The organism is Streptomyces aurantiogriseus (assembly GCF_014649375.1).
Classification (GTDB): Bacteria; Actinomycetota; Actinomycetes; order Streptomycetales; family Streptomycetaceae; genus Streptomyces; species Streptomyces aurantiogriseus.
The window spans coordinates 378,129-403,702 of sequence record NZ_BMSX01000006.1 but is presented as its reverse complement, the minus strand read 5'-3'; the positions used below and the strand labels follow the sequence as shown (position 1 = coordinate 403,702).

The window sequence follows — 25,574 nt, the reverse complement described above, 5'->3', positions numbered from 1 at the left end:
CGGGGCCCGGGGTGAGCGGTTGGGGCGCTTTGCGGCGGGTGGGCGTGCGGTTCGCTCGGTGGCGGGGGGAGGTGTTGTGGGGCGGGGGGCGGGTGAGCGCTCGGATCGCCTGGTGCCGGGGGATCGTGCTGTTCGCGGGGCCCGGGGTGAGCGGTTGGGGCGCTTTGCGGCGGGTGGGCGTGCGGTTCGCCTGGCGGCGGTGGGAGGTGCGGATGGCCTCGCGCCGGGTGCACGTTCGGTTCGCCTGGCGCCGGGCGGGCGCGCTGTTCGAGCGGCGCCGGGTGAGCGTGCCGTTCGGCTGACCACGGGTGGGCGTGCGGTTCGCTCAGGAGCGAGGGGTGGGGTTGTCGGCCGGGTGCCAGGCGAGCGCCCGGTTCGCCTCACGGGGGGTGGGCGCGCTGTTCGTGGGACGCCGGGTGGGCGTGCCCGTAGGCCCTGGTCTCGGACGCGCGCCTTCCGTCTGACGCGGACGGTCCTCCTGGCTGCCGTGCTGGTGACGGGCGGCGTCTGGTCGGCTCAGGACGAGGCGTCCTCCCCGGCAGCGGTCCTGGCGGCGCCGGGGGGTTCTTCGGGGGTGGTCGACGGGGAGGCCTGGCCGGCCGACAGCGCGGAGGACTCGTCGGCCGCCGGTGCGGGTGCCTGGCCGGCGGGCGCGGTGAGGGCGGGGGAGGCCGGCGGAGTGGCGGCCGGAGGGGCGTCCGGGGGCGGGCCAGGTGCGGCGGACGACGCTCGGGGGCCGCGACAGGGGGAGCGGGGGCCAAGTTCGCAGGGGGCGGGTACGAGGGCGTCGGACGGGGTTGCATCGGGCGCGCACTCGTCGGGGACGCAGTCCTCGCGGCCGTCGGACGAGGCGTCCCTGCCGGACAGCACTCCGGGCCGGGCCGACCCACCACGGTCCCACGAGCGGGGCCGTGCCGGTCCGCAGCGGTCCCACGAGCCCGGCCCTGCCGATCCGCAGCGGCCGGGACGGGCGGGCCGGCCGGACGGCGCCGAGGCGCCACAGCCGGGGCGAGCGAGCGCGCCGGGAGAACGAGCCCGGTCCGGGCGGACGGGACGGTCGGGGCAAGCCGGCCAGTCCGGGCCGGTCGGCCGGTCCGAGCAGGCAGGCCGGTCCGAGCAGGCAGGCCGGTCCGGGCCAGCCAGCCGGCCTGGGCAGGCAGCGCAGCCAGGACCGGCAAGCCAGGCAGGGCCGGCAGCCCAGGCAGGGCCGGCAGCCCAGCCGGCGCAAACAGATCGGCCGGGGCAGGCAGATCAGCGAGTCCGGCAGGGTCGTCCCCGCCCGGACGGCGACGCCGCCGCCGTCCCCGGGCGATCCTCGGGCCACCCCTCCGCCGGCCGCCCCGCGACCCCCGCACACCCTCATCCGCCGGCCGGCCCCACGGCCGCCGCCTCCCACCCCCTCCCACGTTCCCGTGCCACCCGCCTCGCCATCCCGTACCTCGACGTGGACGCCCCCGTCATGGACCTCCGCCTCAACAGTGAGCGGCGGCTGCCCGCACCCCCGGAGGACGACCCGAACCTGGTGGGCTGGTACGCCGACGGGCCGACCCCGGGCGAGCCGGGGACCGCCGTGGCCGTCGGGCATCTCGACACCGACACGGACAGGGCCGTCTTCTGGGGTCTCTCCGAACTCAAGCCGGGCCGCCTGGTGGAGGTCCGCCGCGCCGACGGACGGGTCGCCGTCTACACCGTCGACGCCATCAAGAACTACGAGAAGGAGCACTTCCCCGACCGTGAGGTGTACGGCTCCCGGGGCCGTCCCGAGCTCCGCCTCATCACCTGCGGCGGAACGTTCGACCGCAAGAAGGGCTACACGGGCAACCTCGTCGTCTTCGCCCACCTCACGAAGATCCGCGAACCGCGCACCTCCGCCCGCTGAGCCGGGCCGCCCGCCGCCGCGGCGTGAACTCGCCTGGACGAGGCGCCCGGTCGAGCCCGGCGCAACCTCCGGCCGAGCCGCCGCCCCGCCCGCCTCGCACCGGCGCGCAGACCCCCGAGGCGTCCCCGCCCCGACCCTGCCCGCCTACCCCAGGTCGTCCACCGGCCCGCCCGGAGCCGCGGCCCCTGCCGGAGGCGAAGCCATGTGCACCCGTAGCACCCCCGCCGCAGGCGAAGCCGCGCGCACCGGTCGGCACGCCACCGGAGGCGAAGCCGCGCGCACCGGTAGCACCCCCGCTGCAGGCGAAGCCACGTGCCCAGCAGGGCAAGGCTGAACCGGGCCGTCCGCCCTCCCCCCCCGGCGAGACACACATCCCGGGCTGGTGGAACACGTGGAGTTCCAGGGCCACGAGGCGCTCGTCCACTTCAACACCGGCTCGCGCCCCGCCGTCGTACCGGAGCTGGAGGCGCCGCGGCCGCTGCCCCGGCCGCCCCGGCGCCGCCGCAGGGAGATCAGGGTCCTCGACCGGCTGCGGGGGAGGGCGGGCAGTCTGCGGGCGGGGCCGGTGGTGGTGCTGGACGAGCCGCCGGAGCCGGGCCCCGCGGTCGCGTCCCCCGAGGGGCGGCTGCCCGGCGACCTCGTGGTGCGCACCGCTCCCGACTTCGACCTGCGCCACGGCCTGCAGGTCCCCCTCCTCGTCGACCTCGCCCACCTTCTTGTCGTCGACCGGCACGGCGACCGCATCTGCCCGGCACCGGCCCGGATGCCGGACCTGGACGAATAACGCCCTAGACGTCCCGTATGGGACGGTGAGGTGTCGCACGGAGAGCACCCCTGGTGCCCGAAAACTAACGGCGCTAGTTTGGGGCCTGGACGACGAGGCCCGCCCGGAGGGAACACGATGAAGGCACACGACGGCATCTATCTCGACGGCGCCTGGCACCCCGCCGCCGGCCAGGGCGTGATCGAGGTCGTCAACCCGGCGGACGAGCAGGTCATCGGCGAGGTTCCGGCCGGCAGCGCCGAGGACGTCGACGCCGCCGTACGGGCCGCCCGCGCCGCCCTCGCGGCCTGGGCCGCGACCCCGCCGGGCGAGCGGGCCGCGCGCCTGACCGCCCTCCGGGACGTGCTGGTGGCCCGCAAGGACGAGATCGCCGAGACCGTCACCGCCGAACTCGGCTCCCCGCTGCCCTTCTCCCAGGCGGTTCACGCCGCCCTCCCGATCGCGGTCGCCGGCTCCTACGCCGAACTGGCCGCCACCCACTCCTTCGAGGAGAAGGTCGGCAACTCCACCGTGTACCACGAGCCGATCGGCGTGGTCGGTGCCATCACGCCCTGGAACTACCCGCTCCACCAGATCGTCGCCAAGGTCGCCCCGGCCCTCGCCGCGGGCTGCACGGTCGTCCTGAAGCCCGCCGAGGACACCCCGCTCACCGCCCAGCTCTTCGCGGAGGCGGTCCACGAGGCGGGCCTCCCGGCCGGCGTCTTCAATCTCGTCACCGGCCTCGGCCCGGTCGCCGGACAGGCCCTCGCCGAGCACCCGGGCGTCGACCTGGTCTCCTTCACCGGCTCCACCGCCGTGGGGAAGCAGATCGCCGCGACGGCCGGCGCCGCGATCAAGAAGGTGGCCCTGGAACTCGGCGGCAAGTCCGCCAACGTCATCCTCCCGAGCGCCGATCTCGCCCGGGCCGTCAACGTCGGCGTCGCCAACGTGATGTCCAACTCGGGTCAGACGTGCAGCGCCTGGACCCGGATGCTGGTGCACTCCTCCCGCTACGACGAGGCCGTCGAGCTGGCCGCGGCCGCCGCCGCGAAGTACGGCGACCGCATCGGCCCGCTCGTCAGCGCCAAGCAGCAGGCACGGGTGCGCGGTTACATCGAGAAGGGCGTGGCCGAGGGCGCGCGGCTGGTCGCGGGCGGCCCCGCATCCCCGCGCGAGCGGGGCTGGTTCGTCAGCCCGACGGTCTTCGCCGACGTCACCCCGGAGATGACCATCGCCCAGGAGGAGATCTTCGGCCCGGTCCTGTCGATCCTGCGCTACGAGGACGAGGAGCAGGCCCTGCGCATCGCCAACGGCACGGTCTACGGCCTGGCCGGAGCCGTCTGGGCGGGCGAGGAGGCGGAGGCGGTGGCCTTCGCCCGCCGTATGGACACCGGACAGGTCGACATCAACGGCGGCCGCTTCAACCCGCTCGCGCCCTTCGGCGGGTACAAGCAGTCGGGCGTCGGCCGCGAACTCGGAGCCCACGGCCTCGCCGAGTACCTCCAGACCAAGTCCCTGCAGTTCTGAGGAGCTTCCCGTGGTCCGTGCCGCCGTTCTGCCCGCCGTGGGCGCTCCTCTGGAGATCACCGAGATCGACCTGCCCGACCCCGGCCCCGGTCAGGTCCGGGTCCGGCTCGCCGCCGCCGGCGTCTGCCACTCCGACCTGTCCCTGTCCAACGGCACCTTGCGCGTCCCGGTCCCCGCCGTCCTCGGCCACGAGGGCTCCGGCACGGTCGTGGCCGTCGGCGAGGGCGTCACGCACGTCTCACCCGGCGACGGCGTGGTCCTCAACTGGGCCCCGTCCTGCGGCAGTTGCCACGCCTGTGCGCTCGGCGAGGTATGGCTCTGCGTCAACGCCCTCAACGGATCCGCCGACGTCCATGCCCGCACCGCCGACGGCACCGACCTCCACCCCGGCCTGAACGTGGCCGCGTTCGCCGAGGAGACGGTCGTCCAGGCCTCGTGCGTCCTCCCCCTCCCCGAGGGCATCCCCCTCGCCGACGCCGCCCTCCTCGGCTGCGCGGTCCTCACCGGCTACGGCGCCGTCCATCACGCGGCGCAGGTCCGGGCGGGCGAGACGGTGGCCGTGTACGGCGCCGGGGGAGTGGGCCTCGCCGCCCTCCAGTCGGCACGGATCGCGGGCGCCTCGACGATCGTCGCGGTCGACGTCTCCCCGGAGAAGGAGGAGTTGGCGCGCGGTGCCGGAGCCACCGACTTCGTGGTGGCATCCGAGAACACGGCCCGTGAGGTCAGGGGGCTGACCGGCGGGCAGGGCGTCGACGTGGCCGTCGAGTGCGTGGGCCGCGCGACGACGATCCGCACGGCCTGGGACTCCACCCGGCGCGGCGGCCGCACCACGGTCGTCGGCATCGGCGGCAAGGACCAGCAGGTCACGTTCAACGCCCTGGAGATCTTCCACTGGGGCAGGACTCTCTCCGGCTGCGTCTACGGCAACTCGAACCCGGCGCAGGACATCCCGGTCCTCGCCGAGCACATCCGTGCGGGCCGCCTGGACCTGGCCTCCCTGGTGACGGAACGGATCGCCCTGGAGGGCATCCCGGCGGCCTTCGAGAACATGCTCGCGGGGAAGGGCGGCAGGGCCCTGGTAGTCCTCTAGCGCCCGCCCGACACGCGCCCCGGCCTCGTACGACGCCGGGGCCCGAGGCGTGCCCGCACCCCTGTTGATGCCAAGCACAGGCAAAAACTCCTGCTGTACGACCCGTTGACGTCCATACCGTCCGGTCAGTACGTTCCCGGAACCCGGGCCACCCCCCTGTTCCGTCCCCGCACCCACCGGAGCGTGCACGCATGGACACAGCCCCCTCCGCTCACCCCCTCCCCACCACCGCCCTCCCCGTGGGCAACCGCCGCCGGGTCGCCACCGCGGCGGCCCTCGCCTCGGCCGTCGAGTGGTACGACTACTTCGTCTTCGGCATCGCCGCCGCCCTCGTCCTCGGCGACCTGTACTTCCCGTCCGGCAGCCCCACCGCAGGCGTCCTCGCCTCCTTCGCCACGTTCGCCGTCGGCTTCCTGGCCCGCCCGCTCGGCGGCATCGTCGCCGGTCAGCTCGGCGACAAGCGCGGCCGCAAGCCGATGCTGGTCCTCGCGCTCACGCTCATGGGCGTCGCCACCACGGGCATCGGCCTGCTGCCGACGTACGACACCATCGGCGTCGCCGCCCCGATCCTGCTGGTCGCCTTCCGCGTGATGCAGGGCATCGCCGTCGGCGCCCAGTGGGGCGGCGCGATGCTGATGGCCACCGAGTACGCCCCCGAGGGCAAGCGCGGTGTCTACGGCAGCTTCGTCCAACTCGGCGTCCCCATCGGCGTGGTGACCGCCAACACGGTGTTCCTGCTGGCCGGGGCATTCACGACCGACTCCGCGTTCGCGGCCTGGGGCTGGCGCGTGCCGTTCCTCGTCGGCCTGTTCGTCCTCGCGCTCGCCTGGTACATCCACACGCGCGTCGAGGAGACCCCCGAATTCCGGGAGGCGGAGAAGGCGCTGGCCGAGAAGGAGAAGGGCGAGCAGTCCTCCCCGCTGCGCACGATCCTGCGGGGCCACCTCGGTACGGTGCTCCTCGCCGGCGGCTCCTTCGCCGTGAACACCGCGACCTTCTACATCATCATCACCGGCGTGCTCGACTACACGACCCGCGAACTCGGCATGAAGAAGAGCGCCGTCCTCACCGTCTCGCTCTGCATCAGCCTCACCCAGCTGATCCTGATCCCGGCCGCCGCCGCCCTCTCCGACAAGATCGGTCGCATCCGGATCTACGCGGTCGGCGCGGCCGGCATCGCCCTGTGGGCCGTACCGCTGTTCCTGCTGATCGACACCGGCTCGCTGCTGTGGCTCGCGGTCGGCACGTTCGTCGCCAGCTGCTTCCTCAGCATCATGTACGGGCCGCAGGCCGCCCTGTTCGCCGAGTTGTTCACGCCCGAGATGCGGTACACGGGCGCCTCCCTCGGCTACCAGATCGCGGCCGTCTGCGGCGGCGGGCTCGCGCCCTTCGTGATGGTGCTGCTCCTGGAGGCGACGGGCACCTCGATGGCCGTCTCCGGCTACATCATCGTCCTCGCGGTGATCGCCCTGGCCTCCATCAAGGTCCTTGCGGGCCGGGCGCGTTCACGCTGACCGCGAGGTCTGCTCGGGCCGCGGCTCCGGAGTGTCCTCCGCGGTCGCGGCCCGCGGCCGCCGCCGGGACCGGGACACAGCGACGCCCGCCAGACACAGCGCGCCACCCGCCAGTGTGAGCGCCCCCGGCACCTCGCCCAGCGCCAGCCACGACATCAGGACGACCAGTGCGGGCACGGCGTACGTGGTCGCGCCCATACGGCCGGCGGTCGTCCGGGCCAGGGCGTACGCCCAGGTGGTGAAGGCCAGCGCGGTCGGGAAGACGCCCAGGTAGACCATGTTGAGCGTGGCCGGGACCGGAGCGTCGGCGGCCTGATGGACCAACTGCCCGGCGAACGGCAGGCACACCACCGCCCCCACCAGGCAGCCGAAGGTCGTCACCTGCAACGCGCTCGCCCGCCCCAGCGCCGGTTTCTGCGCCACCACCCCACCGGCGTACCCGACGGCGGCCAGCAGGCACAGCACCACCCCGAGCAGCGAGGACCCGCCCCCGCCCGACATCGACAACCCCACGGTCACCGCGCCCGCGAACGACACCGCCATCCCGGCCAGCAGCCGCGGCGGCAGCCGGTCACCCAGGAACCTCGCGCCGAGCAGCGCGATGAGCAGCGGCCCGATGTTCACGACCAGGGCGGCCGTCCCCGCATCCACCTCCTGCTCACCCCAGTTGAGCGCCACCATGTAGAAGCCGAACCACAGCACGCCCGACACGGCGATCCCGCGCCACGCCGCCCGCGGCGGCCATCCTTCCCGCCGTACGAGACAGATCACCCCCAGCGTCAGCGCCCCGGCCAGCAGCCGGCCGAGTGCCAGCGCGCCCGGGGAGTACGCGGTCCCGGCGCTGCGGATCGAGACGAAGGCCGACGCCCACAGCACGACCGTGACGGTGGCCGCACCGGCGGCGAGCAGTTCCGTACGACGGGGGGTGTTCATCATGCTCCTGAGGCTAGGAAGTCCAAGGGGACGAGGGCTCGCGGATTTCGGACGGGGTTCGGGCCGCCGGGTGGGCGGGCGCCGGTCACCGCAGCGCCGCCGCGTCGACGCCCAGCAGCTCGGCCAGCGCGCGCTCGCCCGTCGCCGTCACCTTCACCGCGCGCTCGGAGCCGATGCGTACGCACCACCCCGCGTCGAGGGCGTGCCGGCACAGGGCCGCGCCCGCGGCACCGGCGAGGTGAGGCCGGCGCTCGGTCCAGTCGAGGCAGGCACGGGCCAGCGGACGGCGCCCCCTGCGGTCGAGGGCGATGCCGACACCCGCGAACCACCGCAGCCCCGCGTCCGTCAACGCGAACCCGGCCACCCCTTCTTCGGGCGTCCGCAGCAGCCCGCGCGCGGTCAGCGCGTCGGTGACCGTGATGCCGAGCCGCCCCGCGAGGTGGTCGTAGCAGGTGCGGCCACGGGCCATCGCCGAGCCGGCGCTCGACTCGCGCAGACTGCGGGGCCGTACGACGTCGTCCGGGGCGACCTGGGCGGCCAGGTCCTCCAGCAGCTGGGCGACCCGTGCGTCGGCCAGCCGCACGTACCGGTGTCGGCCCTGGCGTTCCTCGGTGAGCAGGCCGCCCACGACGAGCTTGCCGAGGTGCTCGCTGAGCGTGGACGCGGCGACGCCCGCGTGCCGGGCCAGCTCGCTCGCGGTCCAGGCCCGGCCGTCGAGCAGCGCCAGCAGGCAGGCGGCCCGGGTCTCGTCGGCGATCAGCCCGGCCAGCCGGGCCAGCAGAGATGCCCGCGGGTCCTTCGTGGTCATGTCCCCAGCATGGGACACGGACGGTTCGGCGCCCGCCGAACTATGCCGTGCGCTTCACCTGCTCGTACTGCTGCGCCAGCCCGTCCAGCAGCGCCGTGAGCCCCGTCCCGAAGGCCCGCTCGTCGACCTTCTCCTGCTGTTCGGCCAGCAGGTGGGCCTGCCCGAGGTGGGGATAGTCGGCGGGGTCGTACGCGCTCGCGTCCCCCACGAAGCCCCCGGCGAACGAACCGAGCGCGGAGCCCATGATGAAGTACCGCATCAGCGCGCCGATCGAGGTGGCCTGCGCGGGTGGCCAGCCGGCGTCGACCATCGCGCCGTAGACGGCGTCCGCGAGCCGCAGCGCGGCCGGGCGCCGGCCGGGGCCACGGGCGAGGACCGGGACGATGTTCGGGTGGTCGCGCAGGGCGGCACGGTAGGAGACGGCCCAGTCGTGCAGCGCGGTCCGCCAGTCCCGGCCGTCCTCGAACATCGACAGGTCGACCTGCGCGCTCACCGAGTCGGCGACGGCCTCCAGGATCTCGTCCTTGGTCCGGAAGTGGTTGTAGAGCGAGGGCCCGCTCACCCCGAGCTCGGCGGCGAGCCGCCGCGTCGAGACCGCCGCCAGACCCTCCTCGTCCACGAGCGCCCGGGCCGTGTCGACGATGCGGTCGGTGCTCAGCAAGGGCTTGCGCGGTCGGGCCATGGCGCACATAGTAGGGCTGCCGAACAGAAACTAGCAGTGCTAATTTAAATGTACGGCTTTCAATGTCCACTGGCAGTGGGGTGATCGGCATGAACCTGGAGCTCAGCGAGGAGCAGACCGCCGTCCGGCAGCTCGCCCGGGACTTCGTGGACCGCGAGATCGTTCCCCATGCCGTCGCCTGGGACCGCGCCGAGGAGGTCGACCGGGCCATCGTGAAGAAGCTCGGCGAGGTCGGCTTCCTCGGGCTGACGATCGACGAGGAGTACGGCGGCTCGGGCGGCGACCACCTCGCGTACTGCCTGGTCACGGAGGAGCTGGGGCGCGGCGACTCGTCCGTGCGCGGCATTGTGTCCGTCTCCCTCGGCCTGGTCGCCAAGACGATCGCCGCCTGGGGGAGCGAGGAGCAGAAGCGGCGCTGGCTGCCGGGCCTCACCGCCGGCGAGTACGTCGGCTGCTTCGGCCTCACCGAACCGGGCACCGGCTCCGACGCGGGCAACCTCACCACCCGCGCGGTCCGCGACGATGGGAGCACCTCCCGCTCGAGCGGAGCCGAGAGCGGGGGAGACTACGTCATCAACGGCACCAAGATGTTCATCACGAACGGCACCTGGGCCGACGTCGTGCTGCTGTTCGCCCGCTCCACCGACGCGCCGGGCCACAAGGGCGTCTCCGCCTTCCTGGTCCCCACCGACACCCCCGGCCTGACCCGTCGCACCCTCCACGGCAAGCTCGGGCTGCGCGGCCAGGCCACCGCCGAGCTGGTCCTGGAGGACGTGCGGGTGCCCGCGTCGGCGCTGCTCGGTGAGGAGGGCAAGGGCTTCTCCGTCGCCATGTCGGCCCTGGCCAAGGGCCGGATGTCGGTCGCGGCCGGCTGCGTCGGCATAGCCCAGGCCGCGCTGGACGCGGCCGTGCGGTACGCGGGGGAGCGCGAGCAGTTCGGGAGGACCATCGCCCATCATCAGCTCGTCCAGGAGCTGATCAGCGACATCGCGGTCGACGTCGACGCGGCCCGGCTGCTGACCTGGCGGGTCGCCGACCTGATCGACCGGGGGCTGCCCTTCGCCGTCGAGTCCTCCAAGGCCAAGCTCTTCGCCTCGGAGGCCGCCGTCCGCGCCGCCAACAACGCTCTCCAGGTCTTCGGCGGCTACGGCTACATCGACGAGTACCCGGCGGGCAAGCTGCTGCGCGACGCCCGTGTGATGACCCTCTACGAGGGCACGAGCCAGATCCAGAAGCTGGTGATCGGGCGGGCGCTGACGGGGGTCTCGGCGTTCTGAGGACGCGACGTCTGAGTACCTGTCTGAGTATCTGCACGGATGTGACGCAGGCCACGCCGGCCGGAGCATGTCCCCATGAGTGACACACCGGTCAAGCAGCAGAACACGGCCGCGTTCTACGGACAGGCCGTCGCCTCCTTCGCCGTCGCCATGGCGGCCACGGCCATAGGCATCTACCAGCTGAACACCGACGCCTGGGTGCGGGCGTTCCTGGCGATCGCGGTCCTGTACCTCGTCACCTCCGCCTTCACCCTGGCGAAGGTGATCCGCGACCGGCAGGAGGCGGGGGCGATCGTGAGCCGGGTCGACCAGGCCCGCCTGGAGAAGCTCCTCGCGGAGCACGACCCCTTCGAGAAGATCTGAGCTGGCACTCTAAGCGAGCGCTCACCTTCAGCGGTATGGTGTAGCTCCTGTACCGAGAGGGGCGAACGAGCGATGAGTACGGCTCAGGAGACGGCCGGCGGCGAGATCGAGCCGTGGGAAGAGGTCACCCCTGACGCGGCCCGGCGGCTGCTCGTCGCCGCCGTGGAGGCCTTCGCCGAGCGTGGCTACCACGCGACGACGACCCGTGACATCGCGAGCCGTGCGGGTATGAGCCCGGCCGCCCTCTACATCCACTACAAGACCAAGGAAGAACTGCTCCACCGCATCAGCCGGATCGGCCACGACCGTGCGCTGGACATCCTGCGCACGGCCGCGAGCGGCGAGGGCAGCCCGACGCAGCGGCTCGCCGAGGCCGTGAGCTCCTTCGTCCGCTGGCACGCCGGGCGGCGCACCACCGCGCGAGTCGTCCAGTACGAACTGGAGGCGCTCGGCCCGGACGCCCGCGCCGAGATCCTCGCGCTGCGCCGGCAGGTCGACGCCGAGGTGCGCGGGGTCATCGAGGAGGGCGTGGCGAGCGGCGAGTTCGACGTCCTCGACGTGCAGGGCACGACCCTCGCCGTGCTGTCCCTCTGCATCGACGTGGCCCGCTGGTTCAACGTGGACGGGCCGCGCACGCCCGACGAGGTCGGCGCGCTGTACGCCGACCTTGTGCTGCGGATGGTGGGGGCGGCGAAGTAGCCCCTGCGGGGACCGCTCAGAGGTAGTAGCGGGACACGGATTCGGCCACGCACACCGGCTTGTCCCCGCCCTCGCGCTCCACGGTGAAGGCGACGGTGACCTGAACGCCGCCGGGGACGTCGTCGACGCCGGAGATCGTCGCGGTGGCACGCAGCCGTGAACCGACCGGAACCGGGGCGGGGAACCGCACCTTGTTCGTCCCGTAGTTGACGCCCATCTTCACGCCCTCGACCGAGATCAGCTGCGGCCCGAAGAGCGGCAGCAGCGAGAGCGTCAGATAGCCGTGCGCGATGGTGGTGCCGAACGGCCCCGCGGCGGCCTTCTCCGGATCGACGTGGATCCACTGGTGGTCACCGGTGGCCTCCGCGAACAGGTCGATCCGCTTCTGGTCGATCTCCAGCCAGTCCGTGTAGCCCAGCTGCTCGCCCACTGCCGCCCTCAGGTCGTCGGCGGACGTGAAGATCCTCGGCTCTGCCATGTCTGGGGCCCTCTCGCGTCACGAAGCACTCGGCATACTCTAAGCGACTGCTTAGCATGGTAAAGCCTGGGCTCCGTGTCAACGGATCCAGGTCGATCGAGGTGGCTCCGGGTCGATCGAGGTGGCTGGAGGTCGATCCGGCTCGATCGGGTACGGCTGGGCCGATGGGTAGGCTTCGAGGGGTGCCCCAGATCCCAGAGAAGATCCACGAACTCACGGTCGGCCAGCTCGCCGCCCGCAGCGGCGCCGCCGTCTCCGCCCTGCACTTCTACGAGTCCAAGGGCCTGATCAGCAGCCGCCGCACCCCGGGCAACCAGCGCCGCTACTCCCGCGACACCCTCCGCCGCGTCGCCTTCGTCCGCGCCGCCCAGCGCGTCGGCATCCCCCTCGCCACGATCCGCGAGGCCCTCGCCGAGCTTCCCGAGGAACGCACCCCCACCCGCGAGGACTGGGCCCGCCTCTCCGAGACCTGGCGCGCCGAACTGGAAGAACGCATCAAACAACTCAACCGCCTCCGCGAGCACCTGACCGACTGCATCGGCTGCGGCTGCCTCTCCCTCGACACCTGCGTCCTCTCCAACCCCGACGACGTCTTCGGCGAACGACAGTCGGGGTCGCGGCTGTTGGTGGAGCGACAACACGAGAGGCGAACCCGCCAGGCCAAGCCGCAGAACCCGGCCGGATACTCCTGAGATCCACGCAGAACGCCCGGCGGCCCCCGTCCCGGCTGCCCGCTGCACAGCGCGCAGCCCGGGCCGCCGGCCTCCGACCGAACCACGAACCCACGCGGCACGCCGAACGTGCCGCTGTACGGGGGCGCGCGGTGCCCGACCGCCCCGTCGATCCGCGTCGCCGAGCTGTGCACGTGGCCGGGCGTGCGTGGTGCGCGGCCGCCTCGTCGATCCGCGTCGTCGAGCTGTCTGCCGGGTCGCGGGCGTGCGTGGTGCGCGGCCGCCTCGTCGATCCGTGTCGTCGAGCTGTGCACGTGGCCGGGCGTGCGTGGTGCGCGGCCGCCCCGTCGATCCGCGTCGCCGGGCTGTCCACCGGGCCGCGGGCGCGTGCGGTGCCCGGCCACCTCGTCGATCCGCGGGCAGTCGTGCCGCCTGGGGCGGCACGGGTGGGCGCGGCGGCACCCCGTCAGCGCCGGGCTGCGCGACCCACCCCCAGGCGCCGACCCCGGGTGACCGATCAAGCGACGTGACACCCGCTGTATCGAACGCCGGGTGACCGATCAATCCACGTGACACCCGCTGCACCGAACCCAGGGTGACCAGCCGACCCGCGCCACACCAAGTCACCCGCCGCCCCCTACTCGTACTCCGTCCCACCCTTCCGCGTCAGGTAAGCCGCGCTCACCGCCTTGGCGATCGCCCTCCCCCCGGTCACGGGGCTGTACCGCTCCACGGCGGGCCGTATCACCACGCCCTCCCGCAGATGCAGCTCCCGCCCGGACACCGTCTCCCGGCCGCTCGCCAGCTCCAGCACGCGCCCGCTGTCGTACGGCCCCTCGAAGAGCCGTGGCACCAGCGGCAGTTCACCGTCCAGTACCTCCGCCGCGTCCAGCCACCGCACCGCACCCTCGATCTCCGTGGACACGTCGAACACCGCGTACCCGAGGGTGTCCCGCCGCCCGTCGGCGCCGTAGGTCAGGTCCTGCACGCCCGCGCCGTACACCTCGCCGAAGATGCCCACGCGCCGCGCGCCCAGCCGCTCGGCGAGTCGGGCGGCCGCCTCGGCGACGCCGTGGCCCCGCACGGCGCGCCAGTACAGGTTCCGTGGGTCCTCCTTCAGCGCCAGCGACTTCGCGCCGAAGCCCTTGGAGGAGACGTACACCCGCTCCTCGTCGGCGACATACGTGAGCAGGCACGCCGACCCGTGCAGCTTCTCCGTCAGCACCACCGGCTCGCCGGGCGTGAAGATGCCGGGATAGCGCTGGATGTTCTCGATGTCGACCCACGGCAGCAGATCGGGCGCCGACTCGACGTCCCCGTTCATCGTGGGCGGGATCGGCGGCACCCACTTGGTGATGCCGAGCCGCTCCGCGAAGTCGGTCCCCTCCGCCGCCGCCCGCACGAGGTCGACGTCGGCCAGCTCCTTCGGCCGGCACACGATGCCCTGCGACAGCTCACCCCGCAGCCGCACCGCCTTGACCCGGTCCGCCCTGCTGCCCGCCAGCCGCCCGGTCAGCCCCAGCTCCTCGATCAGCCCGGTCGGCAGCACCGCCTGCTCCGGGATGTACACCGCGGCCTCGCCGGTGCGGTACGCGCCCTTGGCGACGACGGCCCGGTACAGGCCGACCTGGGCCAGTTCGAGGGCGTCGGCATTGGGGTGCTCATGGACGGTCAGCACTTCGGCGGTGACGCGCAGCGTGGACATCGGGACTCCTCACGTTCCTCAGGTGCGTTTCATCGCCTCCAACTGTCCGTATCCGAAAGGGGTGGAGCGAACGGATTAGCGGCTGGTAACGTGCCGATCTTCGGCCGGCCGAGATCGCCGCGCACGGAGTCCTGACGGGACCGACCCCCATGTCCTCCGCCGCTCTTGACGCAGCCCTCGCCGACATCGACACCGTCTTCCACGGTTTCACGAGCCCCGCCGAGACCGGCTGCGGCTACTGCCACGCGCCCGAGGAGACCGCGTATCTGCGCACGCCGGACGTACGGATACCCGTGGACGTGGTGCGGTACTACCTCTTCGAGGTGCCCGGCCACTTCGACGACCACGCGGCCGTGATGCGGCGCCTGCTGCCGCAGGGCGCACGCGCGATGGCCGACGGCACCCTGCGCACGATCGGTATCGGGCCTCACGGGCTGTCCGGGGTGGACTGGCGCTCGTGGCCGGTCGAGCAGGCCGCCGCGATCGAGGCGTTCCTGCACGCCTGGTGGCAGGACGCCCTCGCGACGCCCGAGCCGCCGTACGGCATCGACGACATCTTCGACACCTGCGCCACGATCGCCGGGACGGTGACCCCGTTCCTGGAGGGGTGGGGCACCGGCCCGGTCGCCGACGCGCACCTCGCCCACTGCGCCGACGTCTGGCTCTACGACCTGCTGTCCGACTTCTCACCCTTCTCCTGGTGGTACGGCGACACCATGGACGCCGGCGTCACGGACCTGCGCGCCTGGCTCTCCGGCCCCGGCGCCGCACGCCTCCGTGCCGCGGGCGAGTACGACCTCGCCACCCGCGCCGAACTCCTCGTCCTGCCCTACGACGAGCGCTGGGCGCACCCGTACTGGGACAGCGCCTCCGCCACCAACTGAGCGTTGGACACCGCCCGTCGCCCGTCCGGCAGAACCAGTGTGTCCTCCAGGCCGATCCGGGTCGCCAGCCCCAGCCGTCCCGCCAACCGCAGGACGGGCCACGCCCCGCCGCCCTCGCCGTGCAGCAGCACGGGCCGTCCGTGCGCCGGCCCGAGATCGGTCAGCAACGCCCGCGCCGCCCCCTCGGCGCTCTCCTCCTCCGTGTCTGTCACCTCCGCCAGCACCCGCAGCACTTTCGACGCGTACGGCGAGACGGAGAAACGGGCGGCCCCGTCCGTCCCCGACCAGATGCCCGCCTCCACACCCACCCCGAGGTCGAGCAGGGCACCGGCGAGCTCCTCCGCGCCCGGTTCATGCCAGTTGACCGAGGCGTGATCGGGCAGAACGGTCCACGCGCGCACCCGCGCCACGCGGGCCGTGGGATCAGGTTCGGCCCAGGCGCCCGTGGTGACACCGACCGGCACCGCCACCCGCGCCCGTATCGCCTCCAGGGTCGCCGCGACCACCCGCGGCGACAGCGTGTCCTGCCCGCAGGGCGTCTTGGGATGGACATGGATGTCCGTGGCCCCCGCGGCGACGGCCTCGGCCGCGGCATGGGCCAACGCTTCGGGCGAGAGCGGCACCGCAGCGCCATCGGCGGCACCCCGCGTCCCGTTCAGACAGACCTGCACCATGCCCCGATGGTGACACCCACCACCGACAATCGGTCCGGCCGAACCCGGCGAAACAGGGGGTGCGGCATCCCCGGCGCACCCCCGTCGTACTCTCAGGCCGACACCAGCAGCCGTCCGCGCCTGGCGTACGCCAGGGCCTCGGGCGTGAGCACGGGACGCGGGACGAGTATGCCGCAGTCCACGCAGACCGGACCCGCCGACGGCTCGTGGTCCAGGTCGTACTTCCACACCAGCCGCTCGCCACTGCACACCGGGCAGGAGGAGCCCGGTTCGCGCTCCAGCGCGGCGATCAGCCGGCGCAGTACCTCGGCCAGCGGCTCACGGGGATGGACCCGCGGGTCGTCGCACCACGCCACTCCGAAGCCGCCCCAGGTCAGCCGGTGCCAGTCGTCCACTGTGCCCGGCCTGCGCAGCCCGTCGTGCTTCTCCTTCTTGCGGCGCTCGGCGAACTCGACCTCATAGGCCAGCCACACCGCCCGCGCCTCCTCCAGCTCGTCCAACGCGGCCACGAGCCGCGCCGGATCGGGGGAGCGGTCCTCGGGACCGAACCCGGCCCGGGAGCAGAGATGGTCCCAGGTCGCCCTGTGCCCGTAAGGGGCGAACCGCTCAAGGCACTTGCGCAGTGAGTACCGCCGCAGTGCCAGATCGCACCGCGGGTCGCGCACCTGTCTCGCCAGACTCCGGAAACCGGCCATCGCCTTGCACCTCCGTCACATCTGCACCTGTACTTCGGTCACTTCGGCGTCATCGCACGGACTTCGCACGACGTCGCCGAATAGACGTATCGACACGCGATTCGGCTCCCCTCGGCTCCATCCGATTTCCGATGCCGTCCATAAGCCGGATGAGGCGACTCCCAAAAGTGACGCATGTTCATCTTCAATCCCGGGGATACCGGCGGTAACCTTTCGGCCACCCCCGTCACCAGGAGCTGCCGATGCCACGGCGAACCCCTCGCACCGCTCCCGCCAGACTGAGAACTCCCGGCAGATTCCCCGGGTTCCTGAAGACCGCATCCGTATGCACCTTGATGGCCGGTCTTTTGGCGCCTCTTTCCCCCACCGCGGCAGCAGCAGGGCTTTCCCGGCAAGCGGAGGCCGCCGAGGTCACCGCCGCGAACGACTACTGCGGAACCCAGTGTTCCGACATCCTGCCGCCCGGTCAGAACGGCAACGCCACCCTCGCCCAGATCCTGCTCAACCAGGCCTTCGGCACCCAGCCCGCCCACGCCGAGGACCAACTCGGCCCCTACGCCAACCTGGCCAAGGGCTACTCCACCCTCACCAACGCCACGATCAACACGTTCTTCAACGACGCGTCGTTCGGGGTCCCTGCCGATCAAGTCGCCTCCACCGTCAAGCCCGCCGGCCGCAGCGACGTCACGATCGTCCGCGACAAGAAGACGGGCGTCCCGCACATCACCGGTACCACCAGGTACGGCACCGAGTTCGGCGCCGGTTATGCCGCAGCCGAGGACCGGCTGTGGCTCATGGACGTGTTCCGGCACGTCGGCCGGGGTCAACTCACCTCCTTCGCGGGCGGCGCGGCCTCCAACCAGGGGCTGGAGCAACAGTTCTGGCGCAACGCGCCGTACACCGAGGCCGATCTCCAGGCCCAGATCGACAACGCCGTCGCCACCAACGGCGCCCGTGGGCAACAGGCCCTGGCCGACGCCAACGCCTATCTCGACGGCATCAACGCCTACATCGACGCCTCCGACAGTGGCCGCTACTTCCCCGGTGAATACGTCCTGACCGGCCACAAGGACTCAATCACCAACGCCGGAACCATCGCCCACTTCGAACTCACCGACCTGGTGGCCCTCGGTTCGGTCATCGGTGCCCTCTTCGGCTCCGGGGGCGGCGGCGAGGTCAACAACGCGGTCTCGCTGCTGGCCGCGCAGGAGAAGTACGGCGTCGAGCAGGGCACCAAGGTCTGGGAGTCCTTCCGGGAGCGCAACGACCCCGAGGCCGTCATGACCCTCCACGACGGCAAGAGCTTCCCGTACGCCGTCAAACCCGAGAACCCGCAGGGCCTGGCGCTGCCCGACCCCGGCTCGGTGGTCGAGGAGCCGCTGGTCTACGACCGCACCGGCAGCGCGGCCACCGCCGGCGCGACGACCGCCTCCACCACGGCGGCGAAGACGGCCCTGACCTCGGCCAAGCGCGGCATGTCCAATGCCCTCGTCGTCAGCGGCGACCACACCGCCAGTGGCCACCCGGTCGCCGTCTTCGGCCCGCAGACCGGCTACTTCGCCCCGCAGCTGCTCCTGCTCCAGGAGATCCAGGGCCCCGGCATCAGCGCCCGCGGCGCCTCCTTCGCCGGCCTGAGCATGTACGTCGAGCTCGGCCGCGGCCAGGACTACTCGTGGAGTGCCACCACCTCGGGCCAGGACATCATCGACACCTACGCCGTCGAGCTGTGCCAGGACGACTACCACTACCTGTACCGCGGCACCTGCACGGCGATGGAGAAGGTCGAGCAGAAGAACGCCTGGAAGCCGACCACGGCCGACGGCACCGCGGCCGGCTCGTACACCATGCGCGTCTGGCGCACCGAGTACGGCCCCGTCACCCACCGCGCGACCGTCGGCGGCAAGAAGGTGGCCTACACCACCCTGCGCTCCTCCTTCCTGCACGAGGCCGACTCCATCATCGGCTTCCAGATGCTGAACGACCCGGACTACGTCAAGAGCCCGCAGACCTTCCAGAGCGCGGTGCAGCACATCAACTACACCTTCAACTGGTTCTACGCCGACTCCGAGCACACCGCGTACTACAACAGCGGCGACAACCCGGTGCGCGCGAGCGGCGTCGACGCCGAGTTCCCGGTGTGGGCGCAGCCGGCGTACGAGTGGCGCAACTGGGACCCGACCACCAACACGGCCGAGTACACGCCGGCCTCGGCGCACCCCAACTCCATCGACCAGGACTACTACATCTCCTGGAACAACAAGCAGGCCAAGGACTACACGACCGCGCCCTGGGGTGACGGCTCGGTGCACCGCGGCAACCTCCTCGAGACCCGGGTGAAGAAGCTGGTCCAGGCCGGCGGCGTCACCCGTGCCTCGCTGGTGAAGGCGATGGCGGACGCGGCCCTCGCCGACCTGCGCGCCGAGGACGTCCTGCCCGACCTGCTGAAGGTGATCAACAGCTCCCCGGTCACCGACACCGCTGCGGCGTCCGCCGTGAGCAAGCTCCGGGCCTGGCTGACGGCCGGCGGCAAGCGCACGGAGACCACGGCCGGTTCGAAGACGTACGCCGACGCCGACGCGATCCGCATCCTGGACGCCTGGTGGCCACTGCTGGTGAAGGCCGAGTTCGAACCGGGCCTCGGCGCCGAGCTGTACACCGCGATGACCGGCAACCTGCCTGTCGACGAGACCCCGTCGTCCGCCCACGGCCCGACCGGGGCGCATGCCGGAAGCTCCTTCCAGTACGGCTGGTGGAGTTATGTCGACAAGGACATCCGGGCGGTGCTCGGGGAGTCGGTGCAGGGCCCGCTGGCGCAGAAGTACTGCGGCGGCGGCAGCCTCAGCGCCTGCCGGGACATCCTGATCAGCACGCTGAAGGAGGCGGCGGGCAGGACCGCGGCCCAGGTCTACCCCGGTGACGACCTGTGCGCCGCGGGCAACCAGTGGTGCGCCGACTCGATCGTCCAGCGCACCCTCGGCGGCATCAAGCACCCCAACATCAGCTGGCAGAACCGGCCCACCTACCAGCAGGTGGTGGAGTTCACCTCCCACCGGTGAGCCCGCGCCGCGGCGGGCCGTGTCCCTAAGCCCTGTCGTCAGGGCCTAGCGGATGCGGCCCGCCGCGAGCACGACCCGCGCCAGTTCGGGGTGCACGATGTCGCTGTGCGCACCGGCCGGCGCCCCGCCGCGCCGGACCACCGCCGCCGCGTCGACGTTCACACACCCCGACGCCGGCAGCGGCCGGGCCAGCGCCTCGGCGAGCGTGCACGCGCGCGTGCCCGCCATCGCCTGCACACCGCCGTACCCCATCGCCCCCCACTTGGCGCCGAGCAGCTTTCCGATGCCGAGCTCCGCGGTCGCTCCTCGTGCGTCGCCCGCCATCCGGGAGGCCAGGGGATAGATGCTGCCCAGCGCCGAGTCGTGGCGCGAGTGACAGCACACCAGGGGGCCGTCGATGCGGTTCTGCTGTCCCTGCAGCACGCCTCCCGCACGCGCGTCGTGCGGCAGCCGGGAGGCGAACGCGTAGTGGGAGAAGGCCGCCTGGAGCAGCGTCACCGACTTCACCGTACGCACCCCCTCGGGCAGCCCGCGCAGCGCGAACGACACCAGCCGCCCGCCGAAGCTGTGCCCCACCAGATGCACCCGCACCTGCGGCGCCGCGCCGGCCAGCCGGCCGACCAGCGGCCCGAGTCCGCGCTCACCGACCGTCCCCGCCCGCCGCTTCATCGCGTAGTACGTCGCCTGCCGCAGCAGCTCGTGCGCACCGTCCCACGGGTTGGGCAGCGCGAACTCGGCGACCGGCTCCGGGGATTCGAGGCGGGCCAGCGCCCGCGCGAACTCCTCGCACATCTCCACCGTGGACCCGGAGAACATCTCCGGCTCGTCCTGCGGCACCCCCTCCGCCAGCGTGTCCGCCGCGAACAGCGCCTGCGGTCCCGGCGGCACCACGTCCACCAGCAGCCGCACCAGCCGCCCGAACTCCTCCAGCTCGGCGTCCTCGCGCGGCCGCTGCTCCAGCATCCGCGCGATCTGCTCGACCACCGTGGCCCGGCCCGGGAACGTCTCCAGCAGCGCGTGCCGTGTGTCCTTGTCGAGGGCCGGGCGCCGGGCCGACTCGGCCGCGACGGACCGCGGGAAGTCCGGGATCGGCTCGTCGGAGAACCGCATCGACGGCCACACCACTCCCACGTACCCGATCCTCGCCGCCGGGGCCAGCCCCGGGATCGGCGCGAAGAAGCGGCTGTAGAGCCGGGTCGCGCCCGAGCGGTCGTTGTTCCAGCCGTGTGCGAAGACGATCAGGTCCCGCACCCCGTGCCGGGACACCCCGGCCAGCAACCGCTCCCGCTGTCCGCCGTCGACGTCACCGTCGGCGTCGAAGGTCATCTCCCAGTAGGGAGTCACACTCATCGCCGGATCCGCCATGCCAGGCCCCTTCGTCCCCCCGCAACCGCGCACCAGGTGGGCGCATCGTCCTGCCAACGGAGGGAATTGACCAGACGTCACGGCTCATCCGTACAGCAGATACTCCCGCCGCACCCGCCGGAACGCCGCCAGCTCCGGCTGCCAGCCCGCCACCACCTCGTCGACACCGGCGCCCGCGTCGATCGCCGTGCGCACCGACGTGGATCCCGTGAGTCTGTCGATCCAGTGGTCGGAGCGCCAGGCGAAGCCGCTCCAGGCCTTCTTGGCGGTCACCAGGAGCGCGACGCCGGTACGGACGGGATCGTAGGCGTCCCGGTCGTGCACATGGATCTGCACCCCGCCGACGGTCCTCCCCTGGAACTTGGAGAAGGTGGGCGTGAAGTACGCCTCCCTGAAGTGCGCCCCCGGCAGCCCGAGTTCGTTGAGCATCGCCGCCCACCGCCCGTCGATCCCCTCCGCGCCGAGGAGTTCGAACGGGCGGGTGGTACCGCGCCCCTCCGACAGGCTCGTCCCCTCGAACAGGCACGTTCCCGCGTACACGAGGGCCGTGTCGGGCGTCGGCATGTTCGGGCTCGCCGGCACCCACGGCAGCCCCGAGGCGTCGTACCACTGCGAGCGCCGCCACCCGCTCATCGCGACGGTGTCCAGCTCCACCGGCGAGGACAGGAACTCCCCGTTGAACAGCCGGGCCAGCTCGGCGACCGTCATCCCGTGGGCCTGGGAGATCGGCTGCCGCCCCACGAAGCTCGCGAACTCCCGGTGCAGCACCGGCCCCAGCGCCGCCCGCCCCGTCACCGGGTTCGGCCGGTCCAGCACCACGAACCGCTTCCCGGCCAGCCGCGCCGCCTCCATGCAGTCGTACAGCGTCCAGATGTACGTGTAGAAGCGGGCGCCCACGTCCTGGATGTCGAAGACGACCGTGTCGACACCCGAGGCGGTGAAGACGTCCGCGAGCGGCTGTCCGCTCTTGAGGTACGTGTCGTACACGGGCAGCCCGGTCGCCGGGTCTTCGTACCGGCCCTCGGAGCCGCCCGCCTGCGCGGTGCCCCGGAAGCCGTGCTCGGGGCCGAAGACGGCGACGAGGTTCACCCGGTCGTCGGTGTGCATGACGTCGACGATGTGGCGTACGTCGCGGGTGACACCGGTGGGATTGGTGACGATACCGACGCGTCGGCCGCTGATCCGGGCGTAGCCGTCTGCGGCGAGGGACTCGAAGCCGGTGCGCAGGTGCCCGCGGGGCTCGGCGGCGGAGGAGGACGTGGGGAGGGAGGTGACGGCTGTGGCCGCGAGCAGGGCTCGTCTGGACAGGCGCATGGGGGCAGTGTCGCAGGCGTAGGCCGTCGAGGGCTGGTCGTGCAACATACCGACCGGTTAGTCTGACCGGGCGGGGGAGCCGGAGTCGTGTGCGAAGGGGACCGAAGGTGGGAGCCGTGCTGGGTGCCAAAGTGATCGTCACGGGAGCGGGAGGCGGCATAGGCGCCGCCCTTGCCCGCCGCTTCGCCGTCGAGGGAGCCCGGGTCGTCGTCAACGACCTGGACGCGGACCGGGCGGCGTCCGTCGCCGACGAGATCGGTGGCATCGCGGTCCCGGGCGACGCCTCCGCCGTCATCGCCGACGCCCGTGACGCCCTCGGCGGCACCGTCGACGTCTACTGCGCCAACGCGGGCGTCGCCTTCGAGGGCGGCGACGCGCACAAGCCGCTGGACGAGAAGGCGTGGACGCTGTCCTGGGACGTCAATGTCATGGCGCACGTCCGCGCGGCCCACGCCCTGCTCCCGGACTGGCTGGAACGCGGCAGCGGCCGGTTCGTCTCGACCGTCTCCGCCGCCGGGCTGCTCACCATGATCGGCGCGGCACCGTACAGCGTCACCAAGCACGGCGCGTACGCCTTCGCCGAGTGGCTGTCGCTGACCTACCGCCACCGCGGGCTCAAGGTCCACGCGATCTGTCCCCAGGGCGTGCGCACCGACATGCTGGACGCCACCGGCAGCGCGGGCGACCTCGTCCTCAAGCCGACCGCGATCGAGCCGCGGGACGTGGCGGACGCCCTGTTCCGGGGCATCGAGGAGGACCGCTTCCTGATCCTGCCGCACCCCGAGGTCGCCGGGTACTACCAGGCGCGGGCCGGCGACCCCGACCGCTGGCTGACGAACATGAACCACCTCCAGCAGAAGTGGGAGGCCGAGCGGTGACCGCCTCCCGCTACGCGGCCCGGCCCTGGCTGGCGCTCCTCGACGAGGCCCAGCGCGCCCCGGTCGACCCCGCGGACTCCCTGGTGCACGCCCTGCGCCGGGCCGTCGCGAAGACCCCGGAACGTACCTTTCTCGCCTACTTCGACGGGCGGCTCACCTACCGGGAGGCCGACGAGCTGAGCGACTCCGTCGCCGGCCACCTGGCCGCCCGGGGCCTCGAGCGGGGCGACCGGGTCGCCGTCCTGCTCCAGAACTCCCCGCACTTCGTGCTCGCCGTGCTCGGCGCCTGGAAGGCGGGCGCGACCGTCGTCCCCGTCAACCCGATGTACAAGTCGGGAGAGGTGACCCATGTCCTGCGCGACGGTGAGGTCGCCGCGCTGATCTGCTCCGACCGGGCCTGGGAGACGTACCTGCGCGAGACGGCGGCGGACTCGCCGGTGCGGATCGTGCTGACGGGGTGCGAGCTGGACTTCCAGACCCGCGGCGACGCGCGCGTACTCACCTTCGAACGGCTCCCGCAGGCACCCGACGCCGACGACCTCACCGCCGTCGCCCGCGCCGGCCACCAGGCGCCCGCCGACCGCGACCCGGCACCCTCCGGCATCGCGCTGATCAGCTACACCTCGGGCACCAGCGGCACCCCCAAGGGCGCCACCAACACCCACGCCAACATCATGTACAACGCCGAGCGGCAGCGCACCGGCCTGCACCTGCCCGAGGCGCCCGTCTACTACGCGCTCGCGCCCCTGTTCCACATCACCGGTATGGTCTGCCAGCTGGGCGCCTGCCTGAACAGCGCGGGCACGCTCGTCCTGACGTACCGGTTCGAGGCGGGCGTCGTGCTGGACGCGTTCGCCGAGCACCGCCCGCACTACACGGTCGGCCCGTCCACGGCCTTCATGGCCCTGGCCGCCCACCCGGCCGTCACCCGCGACCACTTCTCGTCCTTCGTGAACATCTCCTCCGGCGGCGCCCCGCTGCCGCCCGCCCTGGTGGAGAAGTTCCGGGCGGGCTTCGGCCCGTACATCCGCAACGGCTACGGGCTGACGGAGTGCACCGCTCCCTGCGCCTCCGTCCCGCCCGGCCGCGAGGCCCCGGTCGACCCGGCGTCCGGGACGCTGGCCGTGGGCGTGCCCGGCCCCGACACGGTCGTCCGGATCGTCGACGACAAGGGCGCGGAGGTGGCGTTCGGCGAGCAGGGCGAGATCGTCGTGCGCGGCCCGCAGGTGGTCCCCGGCTACTGGCGGCGCCCCGAAGCCACCGCAGAGACCTTCCCCGACGGGGAGCTGCGCACCGGCGACATCGGCTTCATGGACGAACAGGGCTGGCTGTACGTCGTCGACCGCAAGAAGGACATGATCAACGCGTCCGGCTTCAAAGTGTGGCCGCGCGAGGTGGAGGACGTGCTGTACACCCACCCGGCGGTGCGCGAGGCGGCCGTCGTCGGGGTGCCCGACGGCTACCGCGGGGAGACCGTCAAGGCGTACATCAGCCTGCGTCCGGGCGCCGACACGGATGCCGATACGCTCGCCGCCTACTGCAAGGACAGACTGGCGGCCTACAAATACCCGCGTCAGGTGGAGATCCTGCCCGACTTGCCCAAGACGGCGAGTGGGAAGATCCTCCGTCGGGAACTGCGTTCCCGCGCGCACGACAGCCAGTAGGACGGACGGAAGGCAGGTGGCGGCAGTGCCCAGGACGACGGACGGTGACGGGACCCCCGTGCCGCAGCGGCTGCTGGCCGCCGCCACCCGGCTCTTCGCCGAGCAGGGCTACGACCGCACCTCGGTGCAGGAGATCGTCGAGGCGGCCGGCGTCACCAAGGGGGCGCTGTACCACTACTTCGGCTCCAAGGACGACCTTCTGCACGAGGTGTACGCGCGCGTGCTGCGTGTCCAGCAGGAACGCCTGGACGCCTTCGCGGACGCCGACGAGCCGATCGAGAAGCGTGTCAGAGACGCCGCGGCCGACGTCGTCGTCACGACGATCGAGAACCTCGACGACGGGATGATCTTCTTCCGCTCGATGCACCACCTGAGCCCCGAGAAGAACAAGCAGGTCCGCGCCGAGCGCCGCCGCTACCACGAACGCTTCCGCGCGCTCATCGAGGAGGGCCAGGAGGCGGGCGTGTTCTCCCGGGCGACTCCGGCGGACCTGGTGGTGGACTACCACTTCGGTTCCGTGCACCACCTGTCGACGTGGTACCGCCCGGACGGCCCGATGAGCCCCCAGGAGGTCGCCGACCATCTGGCGGACCTGCTGCTACGGGCACTGCGGCCGTAGCAGCATCAGCCCGTCTGGGGGCATCCCCTCTGGGAG

22 protein-coding genes and 2 pseudogenes are annotated in these 25,574 nt (G+C 72.4%); 15 read left to right on the top strand and 9 right to left on the bottom strand.

The features are described from left to right. The 6 genes and pseudogenes from IE263_RS16425 to IE263_RS16400 all read left to right on the top strand — a co-directional run. Window positions 1-302: hypothetical protein (locus tag IE263_RS16425; protein ID WP_229911007.1), on the top strand; the 302-nt coding region annotated here is incomplete at its 5' end. 839 nt (window positions 303-1,141) lie between these two features. Next, window positions 1,142-1,879, top strand: a pseudogene (locus tag IE263_RS50405) (class F sortase); the annotation flags it as partial. A gap of 373 nt (window positions 1,880-2,252) precedes the next feature. Continuing rightward, window positions 2,253-2,663: pseudogene (locus tag IE263_RS16415) on the top strand (sugar ABC transporter ATP-binding protein); the annotation flags it as partial. Window positions 2,664-2,780: 117 nt separating this feature from the next. Continuing rightward, complete coding sequence (locus IE263_RS16410; protein ID WP_189936982.1) at window positions 2,781-4,169, top strand: aldehyde dehydrogenase family protein; 1,389 nt, start codon at window positions 2,781-2,783, stop codon at window positions 4,167-4,169. Between the two features lie 10 nt (window positions 4,170-4,179). Beyond that, a complete protein-coding gene (locus tag IE263_RS16405; RefSeq protein WP_189936980.1) occupies window positions 4,180-5,259 on the top strand; it encodes a Zn-dependent alcohol dehydrogenase in 1,080 nt (359 codons plus the stop codon). A gap of 191 nt (window positions 5,260-5,450) precedes the next feature. Beyond that, window positions 5,451-6,773 (top strand): MFS transporter, encoded by a 1,323-nt coding sequence (locus IE263_RS16400; RefSeq protein WP_189936978.1) that lies wholly within the window; start codon window positions 5,451-5,453, stop codon window positions 6,771-6,773. Here IE263_RS16400 and IE263_RS16395 read toward each other — a convergent pair. The 3 genes from IE263_RS16395 to IE263_RS16385 all read right to left on the bottom strand — a co-directional run bounded on the left by IE263_RS16395 (window position 6,765) and on the right by IE263_RS16385 (window position 9,196). Then, entirely contained in the window at window positions 6,765-7,709 is a 945-nt protein-coding gene (locus IE263_RS16395; RefSeq protein WP_189936976.1) for a DMT family transporter, read from the bottom strand. The genes IE263_RS16400 and IE263_RS16395 overlap by 9 nt on opposite strands. Before the next feature lie 82 nt (window positions 7,710-7,791). Continuing rightward, window positions 7,792-8,514, bottom strand: a complete 723-nt coding sequence (locus IE263_RS16390) for an ArsR/SmtB family transcription factor (protein WP_189936974.1) — start codon at window positions 8,512-8,514, stop codon at window positions 7,792-7,794. Window positions 8,515-8,554: 40 nt separating this feature from the next. Continuing rightward, window positions 8,555-9,196, bottom strand: a complete 642-nt coding sequence (locus IE263_RS16385) for a TetR/AcrR family transcriptional regulator (protein WP_189936972.1) — start codon at window positions 9,194-9,196, stop codon at window positions 8,555-8,557. Window positions 9,197-9,285: 89 nt separating this feature from the next. On the opposite strand from IE263_RS16385, the gene IE263_RS16380 reads away from it, so the two are divergent. The 3 genes from IE263_RS16380 (at window position 9,286) to IE263_RS16370 (ending at window position 11,535) form a co-directional block, all read left to right on the top strand. Then, a complete protein-coding gene (locus IE263_RS16380; RefSeq protein WP_189937024.1) occupies window positions 9,286-10,473 on the top strand; it encodes an acyl-CoA dehydrogenase family protein in 1,188 nt (395 codons plus the stop codon). Window positions 10,474-10,548: 75 nt separating this feature from the next. Further along, complete coding sequence (locus IE263_RS16375; RefSeq protein WP_189936970.1) at window positions 10,549-10,836, top strand: YiaA/YiaB family inner membrane protein; 288 nt, start codon at window positions 10,549-10,551, stop codon at window positions 10,834-10,836. Between the two features lie 72 nt (window positions 10,837-10,908). After that, the gene (locus IE263_RS16370) at window positions 10,909-11,535 is read left to right on the top strand and encodes a TetR/AcrR family transcriptional regulator (protein ID WP_189936968.1); all 627 of its coding nucleotides are present in this window, start codon (window positions 10,909-10,911) and stop codon (window positions 11,533-11,535) included. Window positions 11,536-11,551: 16 nt separating this feature from the next. On the opposite strand, the gene IE263_RS16365 is transcribed toward IE263_RS16370, so the two are convergent. Then, window positions 11,552-12,013, bottom strand: a complete 462-nt coding sequence (locus IE263_RS16365) for a MaoC family dehydratase (protein ID WP_189936966.1) — start codon at window positions 12,011-12,013, stop codon at window positions 11,552-11,554. A gap of 182 nt (window positions 12,014-12,195) precedes the next feature. Here IE263_RS16365 and soxR point away from each other — a divergent pair, with 182 nt between their 5' ends. After that, a complete protein-coding gene (gene soxR / locus IE263_RS16360; RefSeq protein ID WP_308430620.1) occupies window positions 12,196-12,705 on the top strand; it encodes a redox-sensitive transcriptional activator SoxR in 510 nt (169 codons plus the stop codon). 616 nt (window positions 12,706-13,321) lie between these two features. On the opposite strand, the gene IE263_RS16355 is transcribed toward soxR, so the two are convergent. Next, window positions 13,322-14,389: an RNA ligase (ATP) gene (locus IE263_RS16355; protein WP_189936962.1), complete on the bottom strand. Its 1,068-nt coding sequence runs from the start codon at window positions 14,387-14,389 to the stop codon at window positions 13,322-13,324. A 149-nt stretch (window positions 14,390-14,538) separates the two neighbouring features. Between IE263_RS16355 and IE263_RS16350 the strand changes: the two genes are divergently transcribed. Continuing rightward, the gene (locus IE263_RS16350) at window positions 14,539-15,273 is read left to right on the top strand and encodes a hypothetical protein (RefSeq protein ID WP_189936960.1); all 735 of its coding nucleotides are present in this window, start codon (window positions 14,539-14,541) and stop codon (window positions 15,271-15,273) included. Here IE263_RS16350 and IE263_RS16345 read toward each other — a convergent pair. Further along, on the bottom strand, window positions 15,219-15,947 hold the full coding sequence (locus IE263_RS16345; RefSeq protein ID WP_189936958.1) for a 3-keto-5-aminohexanoate cleavage protein: 729 nt from the start codon (window positions 15,945-15,947) through the stop codon (window positions 15,219-15,221). The two genes, IE263_RS16350 and IE263_RS16345, sit on opposite strands and share 55 nt — an antisense overlap. A 92-nt stretch (window positions 15,948-16,039) precedes the next feature. Next, complete coding sequence (locus IE263_RS16340; RefSeq protein ID WP_189936949.1) at window positions 16,040-16,642, bottom strand: hypothetical protein; 603 nt, start codon at window positions 16,640-16,642, stop codon at window positions 16,040-16,042. A gap of 242 nt (window positions 16,643-16,884) precedes the next feature. Here IE263_RS16340 and IE263_RS16335 point away from each other — a divergent pair, with 242 nt between their 5' ends. Then, a complete protein-coding gene (locus tag IE263_RS16335; protein ID WP_189936947.1) occupies window positions 16,885-19,698 on the top strand; it encodes a penicillin acylase family protein in 2,814 nt (937 codons plus the stop codon). Between the two features lie 45 nt (window positions 19,699-19,743). Here IE263_RS16335 and IE263_RS16330 read toward each other — a convergent pair whose 3' ends face one another. Then, entirely contained in the window at window positions 19,744-21,063 is a 1,320-nt protein-coding gene (locus IE263_RS16330) for a serine-threonine protein kinase (protein WP_189936945.1), read from the bottom strand. A gap of 84 nt (window positions 21,064-21,147) precedes the next feature. Then, a complete protein-coding gene (locus IE263_RS16325; RefSeq protein WP_189936943.1) occupies window positions 21,148-22,377 on the bottom strand; it encodes an exo-beta-N-acetylmuramidase NamZ family protein in 1,230 nt (409 codons plus the stop codon). Window positions 22,378-22,484: 107 nt separating this feature from the next. Here IE263_RS16325 and IE263_RS16320 point away from each other — a divergent pair, with 107 nt between their 5' ends. From IE263_RS16320 to IE263_RS16310, 3 genes are read left to right on the top strand one after another with little or no spacing between them, the layout of a single operon-like run. Beyond that, window positions 22,485-23,255, top strand: coding sequence for an SDR family oxidoreductase (locus IE263_RS16320; RefSeq protein ID WP_189936942.1), 771 nt, complete (start codon window positions 22,485-22,487; stop codon window positions 23,253-23,255). Further along, window positions 23,252-24,919, top strand: a complete 1,668-nt coding sequence (locus tag IE263_RS16315) for a class I adenylate-forming enzyme family protein (RefSeq protein WP_189936940.1) — start codon at window positions 23,252-23,254, stop codon at window positions 24,917-24,919. Before IE263_RS16320 ends, IE263_RS16315 begins: the two co-directional genes overlap by 4 nt. A 25-nt stretch (window positions 24,920-24,944) precedes the next feature. Next, a complete protein-coding gene (locus IE263_RS16310) occupies window positions 24,945-25,538 on the top strand; it encodes a TetR/AcrR family transcriptional regulator (RefSeq protein WP_189936938.1) in 594 nt (197 codons plus the stop codon). Window positions 25,539-25,574: the final 36 nt, after the last annotated feature.